The 26,200-nt window shown below is 61.7% G+C and carries 21 protein-coding genes; 7 read left to right on the forward strand and 14 right to left on the reverse strand.

The genetic code is table 11. The features are described 5' to 3' along the window. Positions 1 to 76 precede the first annotated feature (76 nt). The 4 genes from ccoP to ccoN are packed head-to-tail and all read right to left on the reverse strand — an operon-like array spanning position 77 to position 3,253. On the reverse strand, positions 77 to 1,009 hold the full coding sequence (gene ccoP, locus LIY36_RS04490) for a cytochrome-c oxidase, cbb3-type subunit III (protein ID WP_192297115.1): 933 nt from the start codon (positions 1,007 to 1,009) through the stop codon (positions 77 to 79). Then, complete coding sequence (locus LIY36_RS04495; RefSeq protein ID WP_010208563.1) at positions 1,006 to 1,206, reverse strand: cbb3-type cytochrome oxidase subunit 3; 201 nt, start codon at positions 1,204 to 1,206, stop codon at positions 1,006 to 1,008. Before LIY36_RS04495 ends, ccoP begins: the two co-directional genes overlap by 4 nt. A 3-nt stretch (positions 1,207 to 1,209) precedes the next feature. Further along, positions 1,210 to 1,818: a cytochrome-c oxidase, cbb3-type subunit II gene (gene ccoO, locus LIY36_RS04500; protein WP_192297114.1), complete on the reverse strand. Its 609-nt coding sequence runs from the start codon at positions 1,816 to 1,818 to the stop codon at positions 1,210 to 1,212. Positions 1,819 to 1,828: 10 nt separating this feature from the next. Continuing rightward, entirely contained in the window at positions 1,829 to 3,253 is a 1,425-nt protein-coding gene (ccoN, locus tag LIY36_RS04505; protein WP_192297113.1) for a cytochrome-c oxidase, cbb3-type subunit I, read from the reverse strand. 79 nt (positions 3,254 to 3,332) lie between these two features. Here ccoN and LIY36_RS04510 point away from each other — a divergent pair, with 79 nt between their 5' ends. After that, a complete protein-coding gene (locus tag LIY36_RS04510; protein ID WP_192297112.1) occupies positions 3,333 to 4,025 on the forward strand; it encodes an alpha/beta family hydrolase in 693 nt (230 codons plus the stop codon). 94 nt (positions 4,026 to 4,119) lie between these two features. Here the strand turns inward: LIY36_RS04510 and LIY36_RS04515 are convergent, their stop codons facing one another. The 4 genes from LIY36_RS04515 to LIY36_RS04530 form a co-directional block, all read right to left on the reverse strand. Further along, entirely contained in the window at positions 4,120 to 5,685 is a 1,566-nt protein-coding gene (locus LIY36_RS04515; RefSeq protein ID WP_192297111.1) for a methyl-accepting chemotaxis protein, read from the reverse strand. 73 nt (positions 5,686 to 5,758) lie between these two features. Then, positions 5,759 to 6,550: a CPBP family intramembrane glutamic endopeptidase gene (locus tag LIY36_RS04520; protein WP_226454934.1), complete on the reverse strand. Its 792-nt coding sequence runs from the start codon at positions 6,548 to 6,550 to the stop codon at positions 5,759 to 5,761. A 223-nt stretch (positions 6,551 to 6,773) separates the two neighbouring features. Continuing rightward, on the reverse strand, positions 6,774 to 7,658 hold the full coding sequence (locus tag LIY36_RS04525) for a DMT family transporter (protein ID WP_226454935.1): 885 nt from the start codon (positions 7,656 to 7,658) through the stop codon (positions 6,774 to 6,776). 52 nt (positions 7,659 to 7,710) lie between these two features. After that, a complete protein-coding gene (locus LIY36_RS04530; RefSeq protein WP_226454936.1) occupies positions 7,711 to 9,336 on the reverse strand; it encodes a methyl-accepting chemotaxis protein in 1,626 nt (541 codons plus the stop codon). Positions 9,337 to 9,725: 389 nt separating this feature from the next. Between LIY36_RS04530 and aceK the strand changes: the two genes are divergently transcribed. Next, positions 9,726 to 11,447, forward strand: coding sequence for a bifunctional isocitrate dehydrogenase kinase/phosphatase (gene aceK, locus LIY36_RS04535; protein ID WP_226454937.1), 1,722 nt, complete (start codon positions 9,726 to 9,728; stop codon positions 11,445 to 11,447). A 61-nt stretch (positions 11,448 to 11,508) separates the two neighbouring features. Here the strand turns inward: aceK and LIY36_RS04540 are convergent, their stop codons facing one another. Next, entirely contained in the window at positions 11,509 to 12,111 is a 603-nt protein-coding gene (locus tag LIY36_RS04540; RefSeq protein ID WP_226454938.1) for a hypothetical protein, read from the reverse strand. A gap of 592 nt (positions 12,112 to 12,703) precedes the next feature. Here LIY36_RS04540 and hrpA point away from each other — a divergent pair. The 4 genes from hrpA to LIY36_RS04560 all read left to right on the forward strand — a co-directional run bounded on the left by hrpA (position 12,704) and on the right by LIY36_RS04560 (position 18,924). Beyond that, positions 12,704 to 16,615, forward strand: coding sequence for an ATP-dependent RNA helicase HrpA (gene hrpA, locus LIY36_RS04545; RefSeq protein ID WP_226454939.1), 3,912 nt, complete (start codon positions 12,704 to 12,706; stop codon positions 16,613 to 16,615). A 254-nt stretch (positions 16,616 to 16,869) separates the two neighbouring features. Next, entirely contained in the window at positions 16,870 to 17,991 is a 1,122-nt protein-coding gene (locus tag LIY36_RS04550) for a beta-ketoacyl-ACP synthase III (protein ID WP_192297104.1), read from the forward strand. 79 nt (positions 17,992 to 18,070) lie between these two features. After that, positions 18,071 to 18,685: an RNA polymerase sigma factor gene (locus tag LIY36_RS04555; protein WP_226454940.1), complete on the forward strand. Its 615-nt coding sequence runs from the start codon at positions 18,071 to 18,073 to the stop codon at positions 18,683 to 18,685. Continuing rightward, entirely contained in the window at positions 18,679 to 18,924 is a 246-nt protein-coding gene (locus LIY36_RS04560; RefSeq protein WP_192297102.1) for an anti-sigma factor family protein, read from the forward strand. Before LIY36_RS04555 ends, LIY36_RS04560 begins: the two co-directional genes overlap by 7 nt. A 107-nt stretch (positions 18,925 to 19,031) precedes the next feature. On the opposite strand, the gene LIY36_RS04565 is transcribed toward LIY36_RS04560, so the two are convergent. Continuing rightward, on the reverse strand, positions 19,032 to 20,354 hold the full coding sequence (locus tag LIY36_RS04565) for a putative porin (RefSeq protein WP_192297101.1): 1,323 nt from the start codon (positions 20,352 to 20,354) through the stop codon (positions 19,032 to 19,034). A gap of 283 nt (positions 20,355 to 20,637) precedes the next feature. Here LIY36_RS04565 and LIY36_RS04570 point away from each other — a divergent pair, with 283 nt between their 5' ends. Further along, complete coding sequence (locus LIY36_RS04570) at positions 20,638 to 21,762, forward strand: GNAT family N-acetyltransferase (RefSeq protein WP_226454941.1); 1,125 nt, start codon at positions 20,638 to 20,640, stop codon at positions 21,760 to 21,762. Positions 21,763 to 21,897: 135 nt separating this feature from the next. On the opposite strand, the gene aqpZ is transcribed toward LIY36_RS04570, so the two are convergent. The 4 genes from aqpZ to LIY36_RS04590 all read right to left on the reverse strand — a co-directional run bounded on the left by aqpZ (position 21,898) and on the right by LIY36_RS04590 (position 26,188). Continuing rightward, positions 21,898 to 22,599 (reverse strand): aquaporin Z, encoded by a 702-nt coding sequence (gene aqpZ / locus LIY36_RS04575; protein WP_226454942.1) that lies wholly within the window; start codon positions 22,597 to 22,599, stop codon positions 21,898 to 21,900. A gap of 303 nt (positions 22,600 to 22,902) precedes the next feature. Then, positions 22,903 to 24,735: an ABC transporter ATP-binding protein gene (locus LIY36_RS04580; RefSeq protein ID WP_226454943.1), complete on the reverse strand. Its 1,833-nt coding sequence runs from the start codon at positions 24,733 to 24,735 to the stop codon at positions 22,903 to 22,905. 82 nt (positions 24,736 to 24,817) lie between these two features. Then, the gene (locus LIY36_RS04585) at positions 24,818 to 25,381 is read right to left on the reverse strand and encodes a peptidylprolyl isomerase (protein WP_226454944.1); all 564 of its coding nucleotides are present in this window, start codon (positions 25,379 to 25,381) and stop codon (positions 24,818 to 24,820) included. 3 nt (positions 25,382 to 25,384) lie between these two features. Further along, positions 25,385 to 26,188 (reverse strand): alpha/beta fold hydrolase, encoded by an 804-nt coding sequence (locus tag LIY36_RS04590; protein ID WP_226454945.1) that lies wholly within the window; start codon positions 26,186 to 26,188, stop codon positions 25,385 to 25,387. Positions 26,189 to 26,200: the final 12 nt, after the last annotated feature.

Consider the following 26,200-nt stretch of genomic DNA (forward strand, 5'->3'; position numbering starts at 1 on the left):
GAGCAGCAAGCCAGCCCCACAAAAAAGCCCCGTCCGGTTTACACCGGGCGGGGCTTCAAGGGTTTACGAAGTCTGCTTACTGCGCAGCCTTCTGCTCCCCATGGGACAAGCTGTAAACATACGCCGCCAACAAGTGCACCTTATCGTTGCCTTGCAGCACATCCTGCGCCGGCATCTGGCCTTGGCGGCCGTGACGGATGGTCTGCTGCAACTGTGCCAGGCTGGTGCCGTAGATGAAACCGGCAGGCTCGGTCAGGTTCGGCGCACCCATGGCTTCCATGCCGTGGCCTTGCGGGCCGTGGCAGGCCACGCAGGTGGTGTTGAACGCGGCTTGGCCGGCGGCCAGGTCGGCGGTGCTGTCGGCCGGCAATGGCAGTTTGGCCAGGTCGTGACGGACATAGGCGGCCACGTTTTTCACACCGTCTTCGCCGAGGATTTCACCCCAGGCCGGCATCGCCGCGTGGCGACCGTTGAGGATGGTGGTCTTGATCGCCTCGGCCGAACCGCCCCAGCGCCAGATGTTGTCCGCCAGGTTCGGGAAACCGTACGCGCCCTTGGCGTCCGAGCCGTGGCACACTGCGCAGTTGGAGGCAAACAGGCGGCCGCCCATTTTCAACGCTTGCGGGTCTTTGGCGACTTCTTCCACGGGCATGGCTGCGAATTTGGCGAAGATCGGCCCGAACTTGGCGTCGGCCTTGGCCATTTCCTTGTCCCATTCCTTGTTCTGGGTCCAGCCGTCCTCGTAGCCTGGCAATACGCCTTTCCAGTTGCCCAGGCCCGGGTAGAGGATCAGGTAGCCGACCGCAAACACCAGGGTGCCGGCGAACAACATGAACCACCACTGGGGCAGCGGGTTGTCGTATTCCTCGATCCCGTCGAAGGCGTGGCCCATGGTCTGGTCGACGCTGCCCTTGGTCTCGCCCTTGCGGGTGCCGATCAACAGCCAGGTCAGGCCGATCAGGCTACCCAGGGTCAGTACGCAGATCCATGTACTCCAAAATAGGGTCATGGCCGGGTGCTCCTTATTGCAGGCTCTTCTTGAGCGTCGGATGGAGAGGGTTCATCGGCGAACGGCAGCAGGCGCGCCTGCTCGAATTCCGCATTGCGCCGGTTGTTGAACACCCACAGCGACAGGCCGATAAAGGCGATGGCGACGACCAGCGTGCCAAGGCCGCGGATGGTGCCCGCATCGAATTCAAATCCCATGGCTCACCTCTTGCTCTTGATGGCAGTGCCGAGCACTTGCAGGTACGAAACCAGCGCGTCCATCTCGGTCTTGCCCTTGAGGCTGGCGACTGCGCCGCTGATGTCGTCGTCGGTGTACGGCACGCCGAGGGTGCGCATCACGCTCAACTTTTTCTCGGTGTGGCTGCTGTCGACCGGGGCTGTGACCAACCACGGGTAGGCCGGCATTTTCGACTCAGGCACCACGTTGCGCGGGTTGTACAAGTGCGCGCGATGCCAGTCGTCCGAGTAGCGCGCGCCGACACGTGCCAGGTCCGGCCCGGTACGTTTGGAGCCCCACAGGAACGGGTGGTCCCACACGCTTTCGCCAGCGACCGAGTAGTGGCCGTAGCGTTCGGTTTCGGCGCGGAACGGACGGATCATCTGCGAGTGGCACTGTACGCAGCCTTCACGGATGTAGATGTCACGGCCTTCCAGTTGCAGCGCGGTGTAGGGCTTCATACCCTCCACCGGCTTGTTGGTGACGTCCTGGAAGAACAGCGGGACGATCTGGGTCAGGCCGCCGATACTCACGGCCAGCACCATCAGCAGCATCAGGATGCCGACGTTCTTTTCAATCGTTTCGTGTTTCATCACAGACTCCTCAGGCCAGCTGCGCAGTGGTGGCGGCTTCGACAGGCTGTGGCGAACGCACGGTGCGCCACGTGTTGTAAGCCATCAGCAACATGCCGGTGAGGAATACTGCACCGCCCACCAACCGCACGATGAAGCCTGGGTGGCTGGCCACCAGGGTTTCGACGAAGGAGTAGGTCAAGGTGCCGTCTTCGTTGACCGCACGCCACATCAGGCCCTGGGCGATGCCGTTGACCCACATCGAGGCGATGTAGAGCACGGTGCCGATGGTGGCCAGCCAGAAGTGCGCGTTGATCAGGCCGAGGCTGTACATCTGCTCGCGGCCGAAGATTTTCGGGATCATGTGGTACAGCGCGCCGATGGAGATCATCGCTACCCAGCCGAGGGCACCCGCGTGTACGTGGCCGATGGTCCAGTCGGTGTAGTGGGAGAGGGCGTTCACGGTCTTGATCGCCATCATCGGGCCTTCAAACGTCGACATGCCGTAGAACGCCAGCGATACCACCAGGAAGCGCAGGATCGGGTCGCTGCGCAACTTATGCCAGGCGCCCGACAAGGTCATCATGCCGTTGATCATGCCGCCCCAGCTCGGAGCCAGCAGCACCAGCGACATCACCATGCCCAGGGACTGTGCCCAGTCCGGCAGCGCGGTGTAGTGCAAGTGGTGAGGACCGGCCCAGATGTACAGGGTGATCAGTGCCCAGAAGTGCACGATGGACAAGCGATAGGAATACACCGGACGCTCGGCCTGTTTCGGCACGAAGTAGTACATCATCCCCAGGAAACCGGCGGTGAGGAAGAAGCCTACCGCGTTGTGCCCGTACCACCACTGCACCATGGCATCCGTCGCACCACCGTAGAGGGAGTAGGACTTGGTCAGGCTGACCGGGATTTCCAGGTTGTTGACGATATGCAGGATCGCCACGGTGATGATGAACGCACCGAAGAACCAGTTACCGACATAGATATGCTTGGTGTTGCGCTTCATCACCGTGCCGAAGAACACGATGGCGTAGGCCACCCAGACGATGGTGATGAGAATGTCGATCGGCCATTCCAGCTCGGCGTATTCCTTGGAGCTGGTGTAGCCCAGCGGCAAGGTGATTGCGGCCAGCAGGATGACCAACTGCCAGCCCCAGAAGCAGAACGCGGCGATTTTCGGCGCGAACAGCTGGGTCTGGCAGGTGCGTTGCACCGAGTAGAAGGAGCTGGCGAACAGCGCGCAGCCACCGAACGCGAAGATCACCGCGTTGGTGTGCAGCGGGCGCAGGCGGCCGAAGCTGGTCCACGGCAGATCGAAGTTCAGAGCAGGCCAGACCAATTGGGCGGCGAGAAAAACCCCGAGCCCCATGCCGACGATGCCCCACACCACCGTCATAATGGCGAATTGGCGGACCACCTTGTAGTTATAGGCGGTACTTAAAGTAGTGTTCATGGTTCCCCATCCACGGTTCAACCCAAGCAAATGCAGCACTTGGGCTGGAGTTATAGGCAGACTAAATAGCGAGGCAAGCATGGGCAAAGAGCACAAGGCCAGTATTGACGGGGATCAATGGGCGCAGTGTGTGCGGGAACGCGGATGGCTGTGGGATGTCGCGTCGAACGTTGCAGGACATACGCCTGTGACGTTGATCCTGGCCCACGGCGCCGGTGCGCCGATGGACTCATCCTTCATGGGTGACATGGCTGCACGCCTTGCTGGGCACGGTGTGAACGTGTTGCGCTTCGAGTTCCCCTACATGGCCCAGCGCCGTGTGGACGGCGGTAAACGCCCACCGAACCCGGCGCCGAAACTGCTGGACGCCTGGCGGGAGGTGTATGCCGAGGTGCGACGTCATGTCGCTGGGAAGCTGGCGGTGGGCGGCAAGTCCATGGGCGGGCGCATGGCCAGTCTGTTGGCGGATGAACTGGGCGCTGATGGGCTGGTGTGCCTGGGTTATCCGTTCTATGCGGTGGGCAAGCCGGAGAAACCTCGGGTCGAGCATCTGGCGGGGTTGAAGACGCCGACATTGATCGTGCAGGGCGAGCGCGATGCCCTGGGGAATCGGGCGGCGGTGGAAGGCTATGTGCTGTCGCCGAACATCGAGGTGATGTGGCTGGTGGCGGGGGATCATGACTTGAAGCCGTTGAAGGCTTCGGGGTTCAGTCATGAGCAGCATCTGGCCGCTGCGGCGCTGAAAGTGGCTGGGTTTCTCGGCGGCTGTTAGGGCCTCTTCGCGAGCAAGCCCGCTCCCACATTCGACCGCATTCCAAGGGATGTACACGGTTAAATGTGGGAGCGGGCTTGCTCGCGAAAGCGATTTACCGGTTGAAACGCTCCACCAGCGAATACTGGGTATTCGCCGTATGCGTCAGCTCTTCACTCAATTGCGCAGAATTCAACGCCTGCTCCGACGTCTGATCCGCCAACAGCGCGATCGTGCTGATATTGCGGCTGATCTCTTCCGCCACCGAGCTTTGCTCCTCGGTCGCCGCCGCGATCTGGGTGGTCATATCGGTGATATGCGCCACCGCCTCACTGATGCCCACCAACGCCTGATCCGCTTCCATTACCCGTGCCACGCCTTCTTCGGCCTGGCGATGCCCGGCGTCCATGGTCTGGACGGCGGCGGCGGCAGTCTGCTGCAACTTGGCGATCAAGGTATGGATCTGCCCGGTGGACTCGGCCGTACGCTGGGCCAGTTGGCGCACCTCGTCGGCGACCACCGCAAAACCACGGCCCATCTCACCGGCACGTGCCGCTTCGATGGCGGCGTTGAGCGCCAGCAGGTTGGTCTGGTCGGCGATGCCTTTGATCACGTCGACCACGCCGCCGATTTCATCGCTGTCCTTGGCCAGTTGGGTGACGGTCACGCCGGTCTCGCCAACGGCCACCGACAGGCGCTGAATCGCCTCGCGGGTTTCCCCGGCGATGTCGCGGCCACGACCGGTCAGGCGATTGGCCTCCTGGGTCGCATCGGCGGTGCGCTGCACGTGGCTGGCGACTTCCTGGGTGGTTGCCGCCATCTGGTTGACCGCGGTGGCCACCTGTTCGGTCTCCACGCGCTGGCGCTCCAGGCCGCTGGAGCTGTTGTGCGCCAGGGTGTTGGACTGCGCTGCCTGGTCGTTGAGGTGCTCGGCGGTGTCCTGCAAGCGTGTCAGGCACGTCTTCAGACGGGCTTCCTGGCTGAGGATCGACATCTCCAATCGCGCCTGTGCGCCACGGCTGTCGGTGTACATCTGCGCGATCAACGGGTCGGAGGTGGTCTGTTCGGCCAAGCGCAGCAAACGCTTGAGGCCGCGCTGCTGCCAGCTCAAGCCCAGCAGGCCGAGCGGCACCGACAAGCCCGCCGCCAGGGCAAAGCCCCAGTGGGAGTTGAGCGACGCACCGATCATGAAGCTCAGTTGGCTGACCAGGATAAACGGCACCCAGTCCTGCAACACCGGCAGCCACTTGTCCCGCTGGGGAACGGCCGACTTGCCCTGGTTGATGCGTTGATAGAGCGCTTCGGCCCGGCGGATCTGCTCGGCGGTGGGCTTGATGCGCACCGATTCGTAGCCGACCACCTGGTTGCCGTCGAAGACTGGCGTCACGTAGGCGTTAACCCAGTAGTGATCCCCGGTCTTGCAGCGGTTCTTGACAATGCCCATCCATGGCAAGCCTTGTTTGAGCGTGGACCACATATGCGCGAACACAGCCGCCGGTACATCCGGGTGACGCACCAGGTTGTGCGGTGCGCGCAGCAGTTCGTCCCGGGTGAACCCACTGATTTCGACAAATGCGTCGTTGCAGTAGGTGATCACACCCTTGGCGTCTGTGGTGGAGATCAACCGTTGCTGAGCGGGGAAGGTACGTTCGCGCTGGGTAACGGGTTGGTTATTACGCATGATTGTTCAATCCGCAAGGCTTTCAATGGGTATCGGCACGGGCAGGGGTTTATTTAACTTATTTTTGCAACAATCAACCGGCCAGCATCGGGTACGTAAACAAACCGAAGTGAAGCAGGTTCAAGCCAAAGTGCGTCGCTACCGCTGCGCCCAACCCGCCAAAGCGATACGCCAGGCCATAACCGGCCCCGGCAATGCTGGCCAGCAGCACCCATTGCCAGCCCGCGCCCAGGTGCACCAGGCCGAACAACAGCGAGGCCAGCAGCAGTGCGAGGTTGTCGCCGTAGGGCAGCTGTTTGAAGCGCTGGCTCAAGCCGCCCTGGATGTAGCCACGGAACAGCGCTTCTTCGACCAGCGTGACCAGCAGCAGGTTGTTCAACACCCACAGCCACGCCTGCTCCGGCCATTTTGGCGCCCAGCTGATCATGCCCAGCAACGCCGCGCCACCCAGCGCGGCAACGGCCGTGAGGGTCAGGGCCAGTGCTGTGACGCAGATCGACAGGCGCAACGAACGACGCGCCACGATCCACGGGCAGGCCAGCAGCAGCCAGAAGCCGATCAGCGGTTTGTCCTGGTTCAGGTACATCGAGAAGGGCACTGCATCCGGGGTCAACCGCTGCGGGTCAATGCCGCGGCCGTTGTAGAAGCCCGGCAACCAGTGCAGCGCCAGGCTCAAGGCCAGCACGATAAACAAGCCGTGGCCCAGGTAGCGTGCCCATGGCGTGCGTTGCTGGCGTACCGCGTAGCCGGCCAGCAACAACAGGGCCACCGACACCCCGGCCAGCACGCCCAATTGCCCGTAGATCAGGGCCAGGCCATAGCCAATGGAAAGAAGTGCCAGGTACAGCCAGGGCAATGTGAGCATGGGGAATCCTTGGAAAAATCTGGGCGGCATTATAGCGGCCGTCCTACAGGTCCCAGATGAAAACTCCTCCACGCCCCGGCCTTCCCCGACAACCTGTAGTGAGCGGGCTTGCCCGCGCTGGGGGGCGCAGCCGCCCTAAACCCAGGCACCTCGGTGTATCTGTAAGACGCAGGCGGTTGGATTTGGGGCGGCTGCGCCCCCCAGCGCGGGGCAAGCCCGCTCACTACAGGTTTGGTCGGCGTAGGACGAGCCATAGCGCTCCGGCAATCAACACTGCGCCATACACATGGGCCATCGACAACGGCTCGCCCAACAACAGCGCGCCCCACAACACCCCAAATGGCGGGATCAGAAAGGTCGTGGTCATCGACTTCACCGGCCCGATGGCCGTCAGCAAGCGGAAGTACAGGACGTAGGCCAGCGCCGTACACACCAGCCCCAACCCCAGCAACGACCCCCACACCGGCCAGCCACCCCAGCTCGCGGGCGGATGGTTGATGGCGCTGTAGGCAAACAGCGGCAGCAGAAACAGGGTGGCGCCGAGCATACTGCCCAGGGCCGACAGGCGACTGTCCAGCCCGCCGCGTTGATCCAGCCAGCGCCGTGCGAGGAACCCGGCAAAGCCATAACAGGTGGTGGCCACCAGGCAGGCCAGCGCGCCCATCAACAATTCCAGGTCAAACGCCACCGGCCCCGCGCGGGTCAGTACGCCGACGCCCAGCAGGCCCAGGCTGACCCCGGCGAGTTTCGACGGCGTCAGGCGTTCACTGAAAAACAACCCGCCGATCAACACGCCCATCAACGGCGTGGTGGCGTTGAAGATTGCCGAGTAACCCGCCGGCAGCACCTGGGCCGCCACAGAATACATGGTCGCCGGGATGCCCGAGTTGATGACCCCCAGCAGCAGGACGGTCTTGAACTTGCCCTGGAAATCCCACTTCACGCGCATTACCGCGAGCATCGCCAGCAGGCCGGCGGCGGCAATCGACACACGGAAAAACGCGGTCGGCACTGCCCCAAGTTCCGGTGCGATGATGCGCATAAACAGGAAACTCGCGCCCCAAATGGCAGCGAGCCCCAGCAGGTACACGGTGTCGACAGGTCTCACAGAACACTCCTACATCAATCAGGCGGCGAGTGTTGCACGAGCCCTGCGCGGATCACAGGACAAACCGCGTGACCAACCCATTGAGGTCCACCGCCAGGCGCGACAGTTCCTGGCTGGCGGCCGAAGTCTGGGTCGCTCCGGCAGCGGTCTGGGTGGACAGGTCGCGAATGTTCACCAGGCTGCGGTCGACTTCGCGGGCCACCAGTGCCTGCTGTTCGGCGGCGCTGGCGATCACCAGGTTGCGCTGGCTGATCTGCGAAATGGCCGCGGTGATCTTTTCCAGGGCGCTCCCGGCGCTGTTGGCCCGCTGCAAGGTCTGGCCGGCGTGCTCCGCGCTGCTGTTCAGCGCGCCGACGGTGTCCTGGGTGCCTTGCTGGATACCGTTGATCATCTGCTCGATTTCTTCGGTGGAGTCCTGGGTGCGTTGCGCCAGCGAGCGCACCTCGTCGGCGACCACTGCAAAACCACGGCCGGCCTCGCCCGCGCGGGCGGCTTCAATCGCCGCGTTGAGGGCCAGCAGGTTGGTTTGCCCGGCGATGCCACGGATCACTTCCAGCACCTTGCTGATGTCCTGGGCCTGCACCGCCAGGCCTTCGGCCTTGTTCGAGGCGCCGAGCACTTCGTCCACCAGGTTCTGGATCGAACTGATGGTTTCGCTGATCTGGTAGTGGCCGTGCTTGCTGTCTTCGTCGGACGCCTTCGACGCCTCGGCGCTGGACACCGCATTGCCCGCCACTTCGTCCACCGCCGCGCTCATCTGGGTGACGGCGGTGGCGGCCTGTTCGATTTCATCGTTCTGCGCTTGCAGGCCACGGGTGCTCTGTTCCATCACCGAGCTCATCTCTTCCGCGGCGGAGGCCAGTTGTTGCGCCGATTCGCTGATGCCCCGGATGGTGGCCTGCAACTCGGCCTGCATGCCGGCCAGGGCGCCGAGCAATTGCGCCGGTTCGTCATGGCCTTGCACAGTGATCGGCTGGCTCAAGTCTCCGGCGGCGATGGTGCGCGCCACCGTCAGTGCCTGGCTGATGGGGGCGGTGATGCTGCGTGTCAGCAGCCAGGCCAGCGCCAAGGTCGCGATCAACGCAAACACGATGATCAGGCCGACCACCCACAGCGCGCTCGAGTACGTGCGCGCGGCCGCATCCACCGCCGACTCGACGCCGCTCTGGTTAAAGGTAATCAGGCTTTCCAGGCTTTTGCCGAGGACCACGCCCTGGGGCGCCAGGCGCGTGTTGAGCAGGTCGATGGCGTCTTGTTGCTGGTCGCCGTCCACCAGCGTGATGATCTGCCCGACCAGGTTGAGGTAGTTGTTCACATTGACCTTGAGCTGCTTGAGTAACTCGCGCTCTTGATCGTTGCTGAGCAAGGTCTCGTGATGTTCCAGCAAGGTTTGCAGTTCGCTGCGCTGGCGGGTGATCAGGCTTTTGCTGTTGTCGCGAATCCGCGACTCATCAGTGGTCGCCAGGCGCAAGGTTTCCAGGCGGATGCTGGCGACGTAGGCGGCGCTGTCGTGGATATTCTCGATGCTCGGCATCCACGATTGCTCGATGATCAGCGCGCTTTCGCGCAGTTTGGCCATCTGCCCCAGGCCAAACAGGCCGACAATCACCAGCAGGCTGGCCAGAACCCCAAAACTCAGACTGGCACGCACGCCGATCCGCATATTCCTCAATGACATCTCAATGCTCCTTAGGCGATTAGAACCTGTCCCCGGGTCGGTCTTTTGACCTTGTTAGGGTGGGGAGGGGCGCGCTGTATATCAAAGTGCCACTAATGAGGTAATCAGGGTTTCCCTTACGTTGCATCGATGCGGTTACACATCACTGCGCTTGAGTGACATGCGCTGTTTTTCACGGTCAACCCGCCAAGCCCCGGCGTTTCAGGCGTGCGGAAAAATCCACTGCGACGTTTTGGTGCATTTATTGACCGGCTGGTCGACTTATGAAAATTGAAAGTAAATGTACGAAGTGCAGCAAGTTGTACAACCGTGCGCGAAAAAACGTCCTTCTCCTGCCTTCCTACACTGGCTAAGCTCAGGGCTTCCAGATTCCCGTAGAGGTTTCCCGCATGTCGCAACCGACGCCCGCCCTTGCCATCGCCCGCATGATCCTCGATGGCTTTGACGATTACCGCGAGCACTTCCGCCAGATCACCGATGGCGCCCGCGAGCGTTTCGAAAAGGCCCAGTGGCAGCAGGGGCAGGCGGCGTCGGCGGCGCGGATCAACCTGTATGAAGAAAAGGTCAGTGAAGTGACCACGCACCTGCGCGCCAGCTTCAGCGAAGACGAGCTGTTGGACGTAGGCCTGTGGCCGTTGGTGAAAAACGCTTACATCGGCCTGATCGACCTGCGTTTCGACGATGAGCTGTCCGAGACCTGGTACAACTCGATTTTCTGCGGCCTGTTCAGCCACGACTTGATCAGTGACGGCTGCATGTTCATCCACACCACCCGGCCCAGCCTGCGCCGGGCGCGTGCGGCGCAAACCCGCAACTACCTGCCGGCGGGCAACATCGCCGGGATGCTTGGACAGATCTTTGCCGACTACCGCTTCAGCGAGCCTTACGCCGACCTGCCCGCCGACCTGCGCCGCCTCGAAGCGCAATTGCGCGAGAACCTGCCGGACTGGGTGTGCAAGGACCCGGACCTCAAGGTCGAGCTGTTTTCCTCGGTGCTCTACCGTAATAAAGGCGCGTACCTCGTAGGACGCATCTATACCCGCGACGAACAATGGCCGTTGGTGATCCCGCTGCTGCACCGTGAAGGGCAGGGCATCCAGATCGACGCGTTGATCACCGACGAAGCCGACGTGTCGATCATCTTTTCGTTTACCCGTTCCTACTTCATGGTCGATGTGCCGGTGCCGGCGGAATTTATCGGTTTTCTACGGCGCATCCTGCCGGGCAAGCACATCGCCGAGCTGTACACTTCCATCGGCTTCTACAAACATGGCAAGTCGGAGTTCTACCGCGCGCTGATCAACCACCTGGCGACCACCGACGACCAGTTCATCATGGCCCCCGGCGTGCGCGGCATGGTCATGAGCGTGTTCACGCTGCCGGGCTTCAACACCGTGTTCAAGATCATCAAGGACCGCTTTTCGCCGTCGAAAAACGTCAACCGCGCCACCGTGATCGAGAAGTACCGGCTGGTCAAAAGCGTCGACCGCGTCGGGCGCATGGCCGACACCCAGGAATTCGCCGACTTTCGCTTCCCCCTGAGCAAATTCGAGCCCGAGTGCCTGGCCGAATTGCTCGAAGTCGCCGCCGGCACCGTCGAGGTCGAAGGTGACACGGTGCTGATCCGCCACTGCTGGACCGAACGGCGCATGACCCCGCTCAATCTCTACCTCGACCACGCCAACCCCGCCCAAGTGCGCGAGGCCCTGGAAGACTATGGACTGGCCATCAAGCAATTGGCGGCGGCGAATATTTTTCCGGGTGACATGTTGCTCAAGAATTTCGGCGTCACCCGCCACGGCCGCGTGGTGTTCTATGACTACGACGAAATCTGCTTTCTGACCGAGGCCAACTTCCGCCACATCCCCGCGCCGCGCACCCCCGAGGATGAAATGGCCTCCGAGCCCTGGTACTCCATTGGCCCGCTGGATGTGTTTCCCGAAGAATTCCCGCCGTTTCTGTTTGCCGATGCGGGCCAGCGCAAGTTGTTCAATGAATTGCACGGCGAGTTGTACAACGCCGATTATTGGAAGGGGCTGCAACAGGCGATTCGCGCCGGTAAGGTTATTGATGTTTTCCCTTACCGACGCACCGGTCGAACGGCCGACTAAAGCCTGTCATACGCCAGGCAATGTGAAGGTGTCGATCAGGCCGGGCCTGATCGACAAGGCATTAGACGCCTTCCGATTTTCTGTTTTCCTTGCGCACATCTTTCAGCCAGGGCTGGCCGTTGCCTAGCGCCAACAGTGAGTCCGAGTGGTTGGACGCGCGGTTTTTGTCGGTCTGGTTGGTGCCGTTTGTCTGAACATCTCTAGCTTGTTTGTAGAGATTTTTCATCTCGTTCCCCAGCTCTTTGTCTGTTTTCTTGACCTCCTGGCGGTGTTTGTACTGGGTCACTGGGTTCCTGCTGGCAGGAGCGCTCTGTTCCTGGGTGATGCGTTTTTCCGTCAGGCTCAGGGCCTTGTTATAGCTTTCTTTAGGGATTGCAGGCGTCGGAAACTGTTCAGGAAGCTTCGACAGGACGCTGTGCTGATGGGTGAGTGACTGGACATTGGATTTTTGGGTGGCACTCAATGATGAACTGGGTGTTTGGTTGAGCAGTGGTTGCGATGAGCTGGCGCTTGAATAGGTACTGGATGAGCGCTCGCGGGGTTCCGGGTTATGCCAGGAACTGTGCGGGGCAGAGGTCTCAGGCGCGATGGACTGATATTTGGTGGCGTAACTGTGGTTGTTACCACTATTGCTGTAGGCATAGCTATTGGAGTCAATGGGCATAACGATTTCATGTCCTGTACGTGGTGAGAGGGCGCGTGTACGTGGCCAGTCAGCGGGAGAGTCCACTCAGTGTGTTCATCCCGCGCATGGCTTGCGCGCTGGGTTGACTGCTGATTCGGTTCGCTGCCAGGTTGGTGGTTGGCCTAGATGAGGCCTGGCGGTTCGCAGGCTGCTCACTGGCGTTTTTTGTATAACTGGGCGCGAATTCATAGGCTGGCGGTGGCAGCGAGTCAGCCGATCGAGGCTGCGCACGCATCGCGTCTGCATAAGAAGGTAGATAGGGGGTGGAAGTGGATGAGTCGATTGGCATAGGAGCTCCGTTCTGAGTCGGCGTTAATGAACAGCCAGTCAGGACTGGCTAGCTCATTGGAACGCTTGCGTCACTCGTCACAAATCGGACTTTCGCTAGAAACGTGTGGGGGAGAGTGTTGATCCGCTGTAGTAAATTTCGCCACGGTATGAGCGAAAGTCCCGTTGCTTTTGACGGGCCGTCTTCAGAAGCGTCGAAATCTGCGACAATCGCCACCTCGTCTTATCCGTCCACCGCTGTGCAGGTCATGCCTGCCCCATCCCGAAGACCTTTACCACCCAGATGACTGACCAAGCGCCCACTATCGACCAACTGCTCAAAACCCTCGACCACGCCATGCTTGCCGACCGCCACCGTTTGCGTCGGCAGTTGCTTGAGTTGCGCAAAAAGCCCGACGAGGACAAGTTGGCGCAGTGGGTCGTGCGCATGCAGGCGTCCTGTGCCCAGGTCACGGCGCGGCGCGCCAGCCTGCCGGTGATTCGTTATGACGACAGCCTGCCGATTGCGGCCAAGCGCGATGAAATCAAAGAAGCGCTGAACCAGCATCAGGTGCTGATCATTGCCGGCGAAACCGGCTCGGGCAAGACCACCCAGTTGCCGAAGATCTGCCTGGAAATCGGTCGTGGCCAGTTCGGTCTCATTGGTCACACCCAGCCCCGCCGGATCGCCGCACGCAGCGTGGCCAGCCGGGTCGCCGAAGAGTTGGCCACGCCATTGGGCGCGCTGGTCGGTTATCAGGTGCGCTTTGAAGACCAGAGCGATTCCAACACCCTGATCAAGCTGATGACCGACGGTATCCTGCTGGCAGAAACCCAGAACGACCGCTACCTCGAGCGCTACGACACGATCATCGTCGACGAAGCCCACGAACGCAGCCTTAACATCGACTTCCTGCTGGGCTACCTGAAAACCCTGCTGCCGCGCCGCCCGGACCTGAAGGTCATCATCACCTCGGCGACCATTGACCTGGAGCGTTTCTCCAAGCACTTCGACGATGCCCCGATCGTCGAAGTCTCGGGTCGCACTTTCCCGGTGGACACCTGGTATCGCCCGCTGACCCTGGAGCAGGACGAGGAGGGCAACCGCGTCGAGGATGACCTCACCGTCGACCAGGCGATCCTGGCCACCCTGGATGAAATCGCCGCCTACGAGCGCAGCGAACGGCGCAGCCCGGGCGATGTGCTGGTGTTCCTGCCGGGTGAGCGTGAGATCCGCGATGCCGCCGAAATGCTGCGCAAGGCCCAGCTCAAGCACACCGAAATCCTGCCGCTGTATGCGCGCCTGTCACCGGCCGAGCAGCAGCGGATTTTCCAGTCCCATCCAGGCCGTCGTGTGGTGCTGGCAACCAACGTCGCGGAAACCTCGCTGACCGTACCGGGCATCCGTTATGTGATCGACAGCGGCACCGCGCGCATCAGCCGCTACAGCTACCGTGCCAAGGTGCAACGCCTGCCGATCGAGGCGATTTCCCAGGCCAGTGCCAACCAGCGTAAAGGTCGTTGCGGCCGGGTCGAGCCGGGCATCTGCATCCGCTTGTACAGTGAAGAGGATTTTATCGGGCGTCCGGAATTTACCGACCCGGAAATCCTGCGTACCAACCTTGCCGCCGTGATCCTGCAGATGCTGCACCTGCGCCTCGGCGAAATCACCGACTTCCCGTTTATCGAGCCGCCGGACGGCAAGGCCATCAGCGACGGTTTCAACCTGCTGCAAGAGCTCTCGGCGGTGGACCGCAACAGCCAGCTCACGCCGTTGGGCCGCCAACTGGCGCGCCTGCCGGTGGACCCGCGCATGGGCCGCATGCTGCTGGAAGCGGCCAAGCTCGGCAGTTTGCAGGAAGTGCTGATCGTCGCCAGCGCCATGTCGATCCAGGACCCGCGCGAGCGCCCGCCGGAGCGTCAACAGGCCGCCGACCAGGCCCACGCCCAGTGGAAAGATGCGGACTCGGACTTCGCCGGGTTGGTCAATCTGTGGCGCGGTTTTGAAGAGCAGCGCCAGGCACTCACCGCCAGCCCTTTGCGTAACTGGTGCCGCAAGAACTTCCTCAACTACCTGCGCCTGCGCGAATGGCGCGATTCCCACCGCCAGCTCAGCCTGATCTGTCGCGACATGCAGCTGACGATCAATAAAGAGCCGGCGGATTTCCCCAAACTGCACAAGGCGGTGCTGTCCGGCCTGCTCAGCCAGATCGGCCAGAAAACCGAAGACGGCGATTACCTCGGTGCGCGCCAGCGGCGGTTCTGGATTCACCCGTCGTCGGGCATCGGCAAGAAGCGCCCGCAATGGCTGATGACCGCTGAATTGGTGGAAACCACCAAGCTGTATGCGCGCATGGTTGCCAAGATTGATGCCGACTGGATCGAGCCGCTGGCCGGGCACCTGATCAAGAAGAACCACTTCGAACCGCATTGGGAGAAAAAGCGCGGCCAGGTAGTGGCGTTCGAGCAGATCACCCTGTTCGGGCTGATCGTGGTCGGGCGCCGGCCAGTGCATTACGGGCCGATTGACCCGGTGGTGTCCCGTGAGTTGTTTATCCGCGAAGGCTTGGTGCGTGGCGAGATCCAGTCGCGGGCCAAGTGCCTGACCGCCAACCAGCAACTGCTGGAACAGCTCGACGAGCTGGAAGCCAAGGCGCGCCGCCGTGACATCCTCGCCGACGAGGAAACGCTGTATGCCTTCTACGATGCGCGCTTGCCGGCAGAGATCCACCAGACTGCGACGTTTGACAGCTGGTACAAGATCCACAGCCAGAAAGACCCGCAACTGTTGATCATGCGCGAAGAAGACGTGCTGGCCCGCGAGGCCAGCGAGGTCACCGCCGCGCATTACCCGGACACCCTGCACCTGGGCGACCTGGCCCTGGCCTTGAGTTACCACTTCGAACCCAACCACCCCCGCGACGGCGTGACCCTGCGCGTGCCCGCGCCGCTGTTGCCGGCGTTGCCGCCGGAACGCCTGGAATGGCTGGTGCCGGGGCTGATCGAGGCCAAATGCATCGCCCTGGTGCGCAACCTGCCAAAGGCGCTGCGCAAGAACTTCGTGCCGGTGCCGGACTTCGTCAAGGCGGCGCTGCAACGCATCGAATTCGGCCAGGGCTCGCTGCCCCAGGCGCTCGGCCGTGAGTTGCTGCGCATGACCGGTGCCCGCGTCAGCGATGAAGCCTGGGCCGAGGCGGCGCAGCAGGTGGACAACCATCTGAAGATGAACCTGGAAGTGGTCGATGGCCAAGGCAAGTTCCTCGGCGAAGGCCGCGACCTGGCCGAGTTGACCGCACGCTTCGCCGAAGCCAGCCAGGCTGCGTTGGCGGTGCCGCAAACCGCGAAAAGCCAACAGCCAGTAGAGGCCAAGGTGTTCGCGGCGGTGGCGCAGAAGACCCAGCAAAAGATCGCCGGCCTGTCGATGACGGTTTATCCGGCGTTGGTGGAGGAAAACGGTACGGTCAAGGAAGGGCGTTTTTCCACGGCCGCCGAAGCTGAATTCCAACACCGCCGCGCCTTGCAGCGTTTGCTGATGCAGCAGCTGGCGGAACCGGCCAAATTCCTGCGCGGCAAATTGCCCGGTCTGACGGAGTTGGGGTTGATGTACCGCGAACTGGGGCGCATCGACGCCCTGGTGGAAGATATCCTGCTGGCCAGCCTCGACACCTGCGTATTGGAAGGCGAAGCCAGCCTGCCCCGCGATGGCGCAGGCCTGGCCGCCTTGGCCGAGCGCAAGCGTGGCAGCTGGACCGAGCATGCCGAACGCCTGGCACGCTTGACCCTGGAGGTTCTGAAGCTCTGGCACGCACTGCAAAAACGTTTCAAAGGCAAGATCGACCTGGCTCAGGCCGTAGCCCTGAATGACATCAAGCAGCAACTGGGCAACCTGGTGTATCCCGGTTTTGTACGGGAAACCCCGGCGCAGTGGTTCAAGGAACTGCCACGCTATCTCAAGGCCATCGAGCTGCGTCTGGAGAAACTGCCGAGCCAGGTACAGAAGGACCGGGTCTGGAGCGGCGAGTTGGCCGGTTTGTGGGCGCAGTACGAGAATCGCCTGAAAAAACACGCCCAGGAAGGCAAGCGCGATCCTCAGCTAGAGCTCTACCGCTGGTGGTTGGAAGAGTACCGGGTGTCGTTGTTTGGCCAGCAGTTGGGCACCAAGGTGCCGATTTCCGACAAGCGCCTGAGCAAGCAATGGAGCCAGGTAGAGCCCTGAAACCCAACACAACCCCCCTGTGGGAGCATTCCAAGGGAAACCGGTGTTTGTGCGCAGATAGCGCCAAACTCCGAGGGTTGTGGCAAACTTCGCGCCTATAAATGCCGGGATCGTCGTTACAGGCTGGCGGTTGCAGCCACGGCGCGATGGAATAAAGCGATGCCAGTTTGATGTCCGCTGGGCGGATTCGGACTACTTACAGTTTGGTACGAAGGTACCAACATTCCCTGCCTGACAGATTTAGAGGAACGACCGTGCATAACGTCGTCATCAGCGGCACTGGCCTGTACACCCCGGCCAACAGCATCTCCAACGAAGAGCTGGTGCAGTCTTTCAATACCTACGTCCAGCACTTCAACACCGACAACGCCGCCGCCATCGAGCGCGGTGAAGTTCAGGCGCTGACCGAGTCCAGTGCAGCCTTCATCGAAAAAGCCTCGGGCATCAAGAGCCGTTTCGTGATGGACAAGGAAGGCATTCTCGACCCGCAGCGCATGACCCCGCGCCTGCCCGAGCGCAGTAACGACGAATGGTCGGTGCTCTGCCAGATGGCCATCGGCGCCGCCGAACAAGCCCTGCAGCGTGCCGGCAAGACTGCCGCTGACATCGACGGCGTGATCGTCGCCTGTTCCAACCTGCAACGCGCCTATCCGGCCATTGCCATTGAAGTCCAGGAAGCCCTGGGTATCGAGGGTTTCGGCTTTGACATGAACGTGGCGTGCTCCTCGGCCACGTTCGGCATCCAGAACGCTGCCAACAGCATCCAACTGGGCCAGGCCCGGGCGATCCTGATGGTCAACCCGGAAGTCTGCACCGGCCACTTGAATTTCCGTGACCGCGACAGCCACTTCATCTTTGGTGATGCGGCCACCGCCGTCGTCCTCGAACGTGCCGACCTGGCGACCTCCGAGCACCAGTTCGACGTGGTCAGCACCAAGCTGCTGACCAAGTTCTCCAATAACATCCGCAACAACTTCGGCTTCCTCAACCGCGCGGCGGAAGAGGGCATCGGCGCGCCCGACAAACTGTTCGTGCAGGAAGGCCGCAAGGTCTTCCGCGATGTGTGCCCGATGGTGGCCGAGCTGATTGGTGTGCACCTGGCGGAAAACCAGTTGAACGTCGCCGATGTGAAGCGTTTCTGGCTGCACCAGGCCAACCTGAGCATGAACCACCTGATCGTGAAGAAACTGCTGGGCCGCGAAGCCACGGTGGAAGAAGCGCCGGTGATCCTCGACACCTACGCCAATACCAGTTCGGCGGGTTCGGTGATTGCGTTCCATACTTACCAGGACGATTTGCCCAAGGGCTCCGTGGCGGTGCTCAGCTCGTTCGGCGCAGGCTACTCGATCGGCAGCGTGATCCTGCGTAAACGCTGATCGGTGGGGAGGGCGCGGTCAATGGGTGGGAGCTGGCTCCCACAGTGATCGCATGTTCAAAGTGAAATTGAGGTAGCCCATGGCAGCAGCCGACGACGCGGATCTGCTTGAACGCCTGCTCAAGGGGGAGCAGCGGGCCTACAAGGAATTGGTCAGCACCTACCAGAGCGCCATGCGCGCGGTGGCCTATGCGATCGTCGGCCAGCGCCATGCCGATGAAATCGTGCAGGACGCTTGGCTCTCGGTGGTCCGCAACCTGTCCAGGTTCGAAGGGCGCTCCAGTCTCAAGACCTGGCTATTGACCATTACCGCCAACGCCGCCAAGGGACGCTACAAGCAGAACCGCCGTGAAGTGCTGCTCGACGACCTGCCATCACCCCATGGCACCATCGGCGATGACCGCTTCACCCCGGACGATGGCCACTGGGCCGTCGCCCCCTATGCCTGGCACCAGGACACCCCGGAAGCCTTGCTCACCGAAGGCGAACTGCGCGACTGCCTGGAGCACACCTTGTCGAGCCTGTCGCAGTTGCAGAGCAGCGTGCTGGTGCTGCGTGAGCGCCAGGGCCTGGAGTTGGAAGAGATCTGTAATCTTCTGACGCTCTCACTCTCCAATGTCCGTGTGCTGCTGCATCGGGCACGGCTTAAAGTCTTCGCCACGGTGGAGCATTTTGAGGAAACGGGCGAATGCTGACCTGTAAAGAACAAGTGGCGCGGTCCAGTGACTATCTTGATGGGCAATTGACCTTTCGCGAGCGTCTGCTGGTGCGTCATCACTTGATGTTCTGCCCGAACTGCCGACGGTTTATCCGCCAGATGCGTTTGATGCAGGCTACGCTGAAGCTGCTGCCGCAAGAGCCGGTAGGGGATGTGGATGCCTTGGCGCAGCAATTGGCTGCCGAGCGGCTCAAGGATCAGAAAGGCGGGGAATAGGCAGGCTCGCGTGGCGGGAGCGGACGGATGATGGGGACCGATCCGACCACGAGAGACTGTTGCAGCCACCTTGGGCCGTCCTGGCCCAAGGCTCGTAACACTGACTCTTAGAACTTGGCTTCTGCGTCCAGCTGCAGGGTGTTGGTGTTGGCGTCACGCTGGGTTCGGCTGGCGTAGTCGGCCTTGGTCAGGAAGTACGTGGCACCGAGTGCGAAGTTCTTGTCGATGTCATAGCTGACCTTCATTTTGTGACCGCGCGAACCCGTGGTGCCGTTGGCGAAGTCCGAGTCGGTGAAGGCACCCACTACAGCGTTACGTTGAGTGTCGCGGTAGTTGTAGTCCAGGTTGAAACCGAACACCTTGGACTTGGCGCCGATCAGCCAGGCGGTGTCCTGGTCGGTCACGGCGTCGTTGTTTTTCACGTACTGGCCGTAGAACGCCAGAGGCACTGCCAGGCCGCCGATGTCGGCTTGGGCGAAACCTTCATACAGGCGGAACTGGTTGTCGGCCGAGTTACCGTTGACCGCCAGTGCGCAAGGCGTGGTGGTGGTTGTGCAACGGCTGTCCTTGTCATTCTGGTAGGCGTAGACGCTGCCGCCCAGGGTCATTTTCAGGTTGTCGGTGACCGAGAAGCGCGTCCCCAGCTGGCCGGAGGTCAGGCGCAGGTCGTGGCGGAATTGCACGCCGTCGCCGTCGACGTTGTCCTTGAGGTTGTAGTTGCCGAGGCTGCCGAACAGCTCGGCGCTGCTGCCCAGTGGGTATTTGTAGGTGACTGCCAGGCCTTCTGGGTTGATGTCGCTATCCCAGATCACGTCGCCCATGTTGACCCACGGTTGCAGCATCTTGCCGCCGATCACGTGCAGGTTCTTGATCTGGTCCGGGTGGTAGTCAATGTAGCCGAGGTCCAGCCAGATCGACTTCTTGTCGAAGTAGTTGTCCTGATCCTGGTTGGTGGAGCGCGCATCGTCGCTGCTACCTGTGGCAATGCGGATACCGGTGTCGACTTGCGAGTTGATCTCGGTGTAGGCGCCGAGGCGGGCACGGATGCGCTGGCGATCCTTGTCACGGCCGCCGTTGTTGGATTCACCCTGGATTTTCACGGTTTCCTGACGGAAACGTACGTCACCCTTGAACTGAGTCTTGGCCGCCCAGGCCAGCTTCTGGTCGAAGCTGCTCAGTTCGTTGGTTTTTTTCGCGGTGGCCGCGATCTGTTCGTTGGTCTCTTGTTGAGCTTGCCGTGCGATCTGCTGTTCTTTCTGATCCCGTGCCAGCTCAGCTTGCAGTTCGCTGTATTGGGCGTTGGTGATCTGGCCGTTGGCCTTGAGCATGTCGAGCAATTTAGCGTCGACTGCAGCGCTGGCCGGTACGCTCAGGGCCAGCAACAGGCCACCGCACAGGATCGCCGCAGTTTTAGTGGAAGCAAGACGCATATCAATCTCCGAAAGTGAGGAGGGATGGCAAACCATCCAGGACACAACCGACCAATGACGGACGGAAAAAATGCCGCCTGGTAGCACCAGGCGCTCTAAAAACAGGCGTCAGTATCGCGATCGTTTATGACGGCGCAGTGGCGAAGTGATGTCATCTAGATGACAAATTATTCATGCTGGGAACTATTGGTTTAGAGCCTTGTCCGGCGATTCGAGGGTGTGCGAAAGCCGCCGATAAGCGATACTCGCGAGGCTTTCACACCCCCAAGAAATGAGGATGCCGATGCCGCTGCAACGTCTGATCAGCCTGTCCGAAATCGCCCCACAGACCTGGGATGCACTCGTGGCGGACGCCCAGCCGTTTGTGCGGCACGCGTTCCTGAGTGCGCTGGAGGACAGTGGCAGTGTCGGCCCGCAGTCGGGGTGGCAACCGGAGCATCTGCTGCACTGGGAAGGCGAGCGGCTGGTGGCGGCGCTGCCCTGCTATCGCAAGTGGCACTCCTATGGCGAGTACGTGTTTGACCATGGCTGGGCGGACGCCTGTGAACGGGCCGGTATCGAGTACTACCCCAAGTTGCTGACGGCCGTGCCGTTCAGCCCGGTCAGCGGGCCACGTTTGCTGGCGGCGAGTGCCGAGGACGGTTTCGAGCTGCTCAAGAGCCTGCCGGGCTATCTGGAAATCGAAGGGCTCTCCAGCGCCCACGTCAACTTCACCGACGATCTGGCCGACGCAGCGTTGGCGCAGCAACCGGGCTGGCTGCAGCGCCTGGGCTGTCAATTCCACTGGCAGAACCGTGGCTACCGCGACTTCCAGGACTTCCTCGACGCCCTCAGCTCGCGCAAGCGTAAACAGATGCGCAAGGAGCGTGAGCAAGTGGCCGGGCAGGGCATCGACTTCGAATGGCTGCAAGGCCATGAGCTGAGCGAGGCGCAGTGGGATTTTGTCTACGCCTGCTACGCCAACACCTACGCGGTGCGCCGCCAATCACCGTACCTGACCCGCGAGTTTTTCAGCCTGCTTGCCGAGCGCATGCCCGCAGCGATTCGCGTGGTGCTGGCCAAGCAAGGCACACGGCCGGTGGCCATGGCGTTCAGCCTGATCGGTGGCGACAGTTTCTACGGCCGTTACTGGGGCTGCCTGGCGGAATTCGACCGCCTGCATTTCGAAACCTGTTTCTACCAGGGCATGGACTACGCCATCGCCCACGGCGTGCAACGTTTCGATGCTGGCGCGCAGGGCGAGCACAAGTTGATTCGCGGGTTTGAGCCGGTGATCACGCGGTCGTGGCATTACTTGCGGCACGCAGGGTTGAAGACGGCCGTAGAGGATTTCCTGGAGCGTGAACGGGTAGGGATCGTGGCCTATGCCGAAGAGGCGCGAACCGCATTGCCATACCGCCAGCTATAACCATGTAGTGAGCGGGCTTGCCCCGCGCTGGGGGGCGAAGCCGCCCCAAATCCAGACGCCGCAGTCTTCCTGATACACCGCGGCGTACCGTTTGGGGCGGCTTCGCCCCCCAGCGCGGGGCAAGCCCGCTCACTACTAGGCAGGCTCTTCCTTGCCGAGCCATCGGTAGGTAAAACCGCCCACCACCGCCCCGAGGATCGGCGCGAGCCAGAACATCCACAATTGCTGGATCGCCCACCCGCCAACGATCAAGGCTGGCCCCGTACTGCGAGCGGGGTTGACCGAGGTGTTGGTCACGGGAATGGAGATCAGGTGGATCAGCGTCAAGGCCAGGCCGATGGCGATTGGCGCGAGGCCCTTCGGGGCGCGGTGGTCGGTGGCGCCGAGGATGATCAGCACGAACATCGCGGTCATCACCACCTCGGTGACAAATCCCGCCGCCATCGAATAACCGCCGGGCGAATGCTCGCCATAACCGTTCGACGCCAGGCCCGAGGCCAGTTCGAAGCCGGGTTTGCCACTGGCAATGAAGTACAACAATGCGGCGGCAACCGTGCCGCCGACGACCTGGGCGACGATGTACGCCGGCAACTCCCTGGCCGGAAACCTCCCGCCCACGACCAGCCCCACCGACACCGCTGGGTTGAGGTGACAACCGCTGATATGTCCGATGGCAAACGCCATGGTCAGCACCGTCAACCCGAACGCCAGGGACACCCCCAGCAAACCAATCCCGACTGCCGGGAACGCTGCGGCCAATACCGCACTCCCGCAACCGCCCAACACCAGCCAAAACGTACCCAACCCCTCTGTGATTGAACGTTTGAACAAAGACATGCAGCACGTCCTTGATAGATCGCTCTACCGAATCAGTAAAACAGTGATGCTCCCTGCATTGACTACAGCGCCCGTCTGGGCACTGCGTTGATTACAGCAGGGTTGTGGCACAAATCCAGTGCCCAAATGGGGAAAGGCCCCATGAAACATGGCGCCTGGCACTGATCAAATGTGGGAGCGGGCTTGCTCGCGAATGCGGTGTGTCAGTCACAGTTGTTTTGACTGACACACCGCATTCGCGAGCAAGCCCGCTCCCACACAAGCCCGCTTCCACAGGTTGAACTGTGTTTGAGCGGTAGATTATTAGTCGATGCCGACAAAGCCGCCGGTCTGGTGCTGCCACAGCCGCGCATACAGCCCGCCATGGGCCAGCAACTCGGCATGGCTGCCCGTCTCGGCGATCTGGCCTTTCTCCAGCACCACCAGGCGGTCCATCCGCGCAATGGTGGACAGGCGGTGGGCAATCGCGATCACGGTCTTGCCCTGCATCAGGGTTTCCAGGCTTTCCTGGATCGCCGCTTCCACTTCCGAGTCCAGTGCCGAGGTCGCTTCGTCCATGATCAGGATCGGCGCGTCCTTGAGCAGCACGCGGGCAATCGCGATGCGCTGGCGCTGCCCACCGGAGAGTTTCACCCCGCGTTCGCCCACATGGGCATCCAGCCCGGTGCGGCCTTCGGAGTCCGACAGCAACGGGATGAACTCATCGGCACGCGCCTTGTGCACCGCCGCCCAGAGTTCTTCGTCGGTGGCGTCCGGCTTGCCGTACAGCAAGTTGTCGCGGATCGAACGGTGCAGCAACGAGGTGTCCTGGGTGATCATGCCGATCTGCGCACGCAGGGATTCCTGGGCCACGTCGGCGATGTTCTGTCCGTCGATCAGGATGCGCCCGCCTTGCAGGTCATACAGGCGCAGCAGCAGGTTGACCAGGGTCGACTTGCCCGCGCCGGACGGGCCGATCAGGCCGATTTTCTCGCCGGCCTTGATCTCCAGGTTCAGCCCGCCAATGATCCCGCTCTTCTTGCCGTAGTGGAAATCCACGTGCTCGAAGCGCACTTCGCCGTGGGGCACCGTCAGGCGCGGGGCGTGCTCGCGGTCGATCACCGCCAGCGGCTGGGCGATGGTTTTCAAACCGTCCTGCACCATGCCGATGTTTTCGAAAATGCCGTTGACCACCCACATGATCCAACCGGACATGTTGACGATACGGATCACCAGGCCGGTGGCCAGCGCGATGGCGCCCACCGAGATCAGCGACTGCGTCCACAACCACAAGGCCAGGCCGGTGGTGGTGACGATCAGCAGGCCGTTCATGGTGGTGATCACGATATCCATGCTGGTGACGACACGGCTGGCCAGTTGGGTCTTTTCGGTCTGCTCGATGATCGCTTCCTTGGCGTACTGCTGCTCGTATTGGGTATGGGCGAACAGTTTCAAGGTGGTGATGTTGGTGTAGCCGTCGACGATGCGGCCCATCAACTTGGAGCGCGCCTCGGAGGAAATCACCGAGCGTTCCTTCACCCGTGGCACGAAGTAACGCAGCGCCAGGCTGTAGCAGATGATCCAGGTCACCAGTGGGATCATCAGGCGCCAGTCGGCCTCGGCAAACAGCACCAGGGAACTGATGGCGTAGATCGCCACGTGCCAGATCGCGTCCACGGCGGCCACGGCGGAGTCGCGCAGGGAGTTGCCGGTTTGCATGATGCGCTGGGCGATGCGCCCGGCGAAGTCGTTCTGGAAGAAATTCAGGCTCTGCTTGAGCACGTAGCTGTGGTTCTGCCAGCGGATCAGGCTGGTCATGCCGGGGCTGATGGTCTGGTGCACCAGCAGGTCATGCAGGGCGCCGAAGATCGGGCGCAGCAGCAGGGCGACCACGGCCATCCAGATCAGCTCGGTGCTGTGCACCTGGAAGAAATTCGCGGGCGGTGTGCCCTGGGCCAGGTCGATGATGCGGCTCAGGTAGCTGAACAGCGCGACTTCGATCAGCGCACCGATCAGGCCCACCACCAGCAAGGCGGCGAAATGCGGCCAGACCTGGCGCAGGTAATAGAGGTAGAAGGGCAGGACTTTATCGGGTGGGGCGTCGCTGGGTGCGTCGCGGAAAATATCGATCAGTTGTTCAAAACGACGATAGAGCATTAGGTATGACGCCCGCAGGGCGGGCTCTCCTTTCAAATGCGCGCGCGGCCTTGTGGGCCACGCGCGGAACCTCCTGCGGACCTCAGTCGATGCGCTTGGCCGACTTGATCAGGACAGGATCGATTGGCACGTTCTGCATGCCCTGCTTGGTGGTGGTCTGGGAGTTGACGATGACATCGACCACGTCCATGCCCTTGACCACCTTGGCGAACACCGCGTAACCGGCGTCACGGCCCGGGTCGAGGAACGCATTGTCGGCAACGTTGATGAAGAACTGGCTGGTGGCCGAGTTCGGGTCGTTGGTGCGGGCCATGGACAAGGTGCCGCGCACGTTATGCAGGCCGTTGCTGGCTTCGTTGCGGATCGGCGCTTCGGTCGGCTTTTGCGACATCTGCGGGGTGAACCCGCCGCCCTGGATCATGAAACCCGGGATCACGCGGTGGAAAATCGTGTTGGTGTAGAAACCCTTGTCCACGTAGGCCAGGAAGTTCTTGGTACTGATCGGCGCCTTGACCGGGTCCAGTTCGATTTCGATGTTGCCGTTGGTGGTGATGATTTCGACGCGGGGCGCCTTGGCAGCCTCGGCCGCCATCAGGTTGGCAGCGAATAGAACGGAACCGGCAAAGAAGGCGATTTTTTTCAGCATGGGTCAGTGATCCTGGGTAGTGGTTTCGACTGTCTTTAGAAAATCGAGCAAGGTAGCGTTAAAGACTTCGGGTTGATCCAGTGGCGTGGCATGGCGGGAATCTTCGATCACCACCAGTCGCGCATCGGGCAGCAGTTTTACATAGTTTTGTTTCTGCGCCACGGGGGTGTAGTCGTGGTCGGCGCTGATGACCAGCGTAGGACAGGTAATTCGGGAAAGATGTTCCTGCACCCCCCAGCCCACAATTGCGTCGAAGCTGGCGAGATAAGCACGTTTGTCGTTTTTTGCCCAGCGTTCGGCCATCTTGCGACGCAGGCCGGCCTGCGCCGGTTTGGGGAACAGCCGCTCGCCCAACGCCTTGCCGATCGTGGCCAGGCTCAGCAACCGCGCCAGGCTCCAGCGCTTGGCCCATTGCCAGTAATCGTCGGCGCTGCGAACTTTCACTTCGGGCGCGCTGTTGACGATGCACAGGCTCTTGAGCAGGGCCGGTTCGTCCACCGCCAGTTGGAAGGCGATCATGCCGCCCATGGACAAGCCCACCACGTGGGCCGGCGGTAGGCTCAGGTGCTCGAACAAGGCAATCAGGTCGTCAGTGAAACCCCGGATGCTGTAGCGCTCACGGGGTTTATCCGAGCGGCCATGACCTCGCACGTCTACCACGATCAGGCGGTAATGCCTGGCCAGCACTGGAATCTGCAATTCCCAATCCTGGCTGCTGGAGCCCAGGCCGTGGATCAGGATCAGTGGGGTGCCGTGGCCGTATTCCTCGTAGTGCAGGCTGCATCCCTCGTGGTCGAACCAGGCCATGGGTGAACTCCG

The organism is Pseudomonas sp. AF03-9, assembly GCF_020515815.1.
GTDB lineage: Bacteria > Pseudomonadota > Gammaproteobacteria > Pseudomonadales > Pseudomonadaceae > Aquipseudomonas.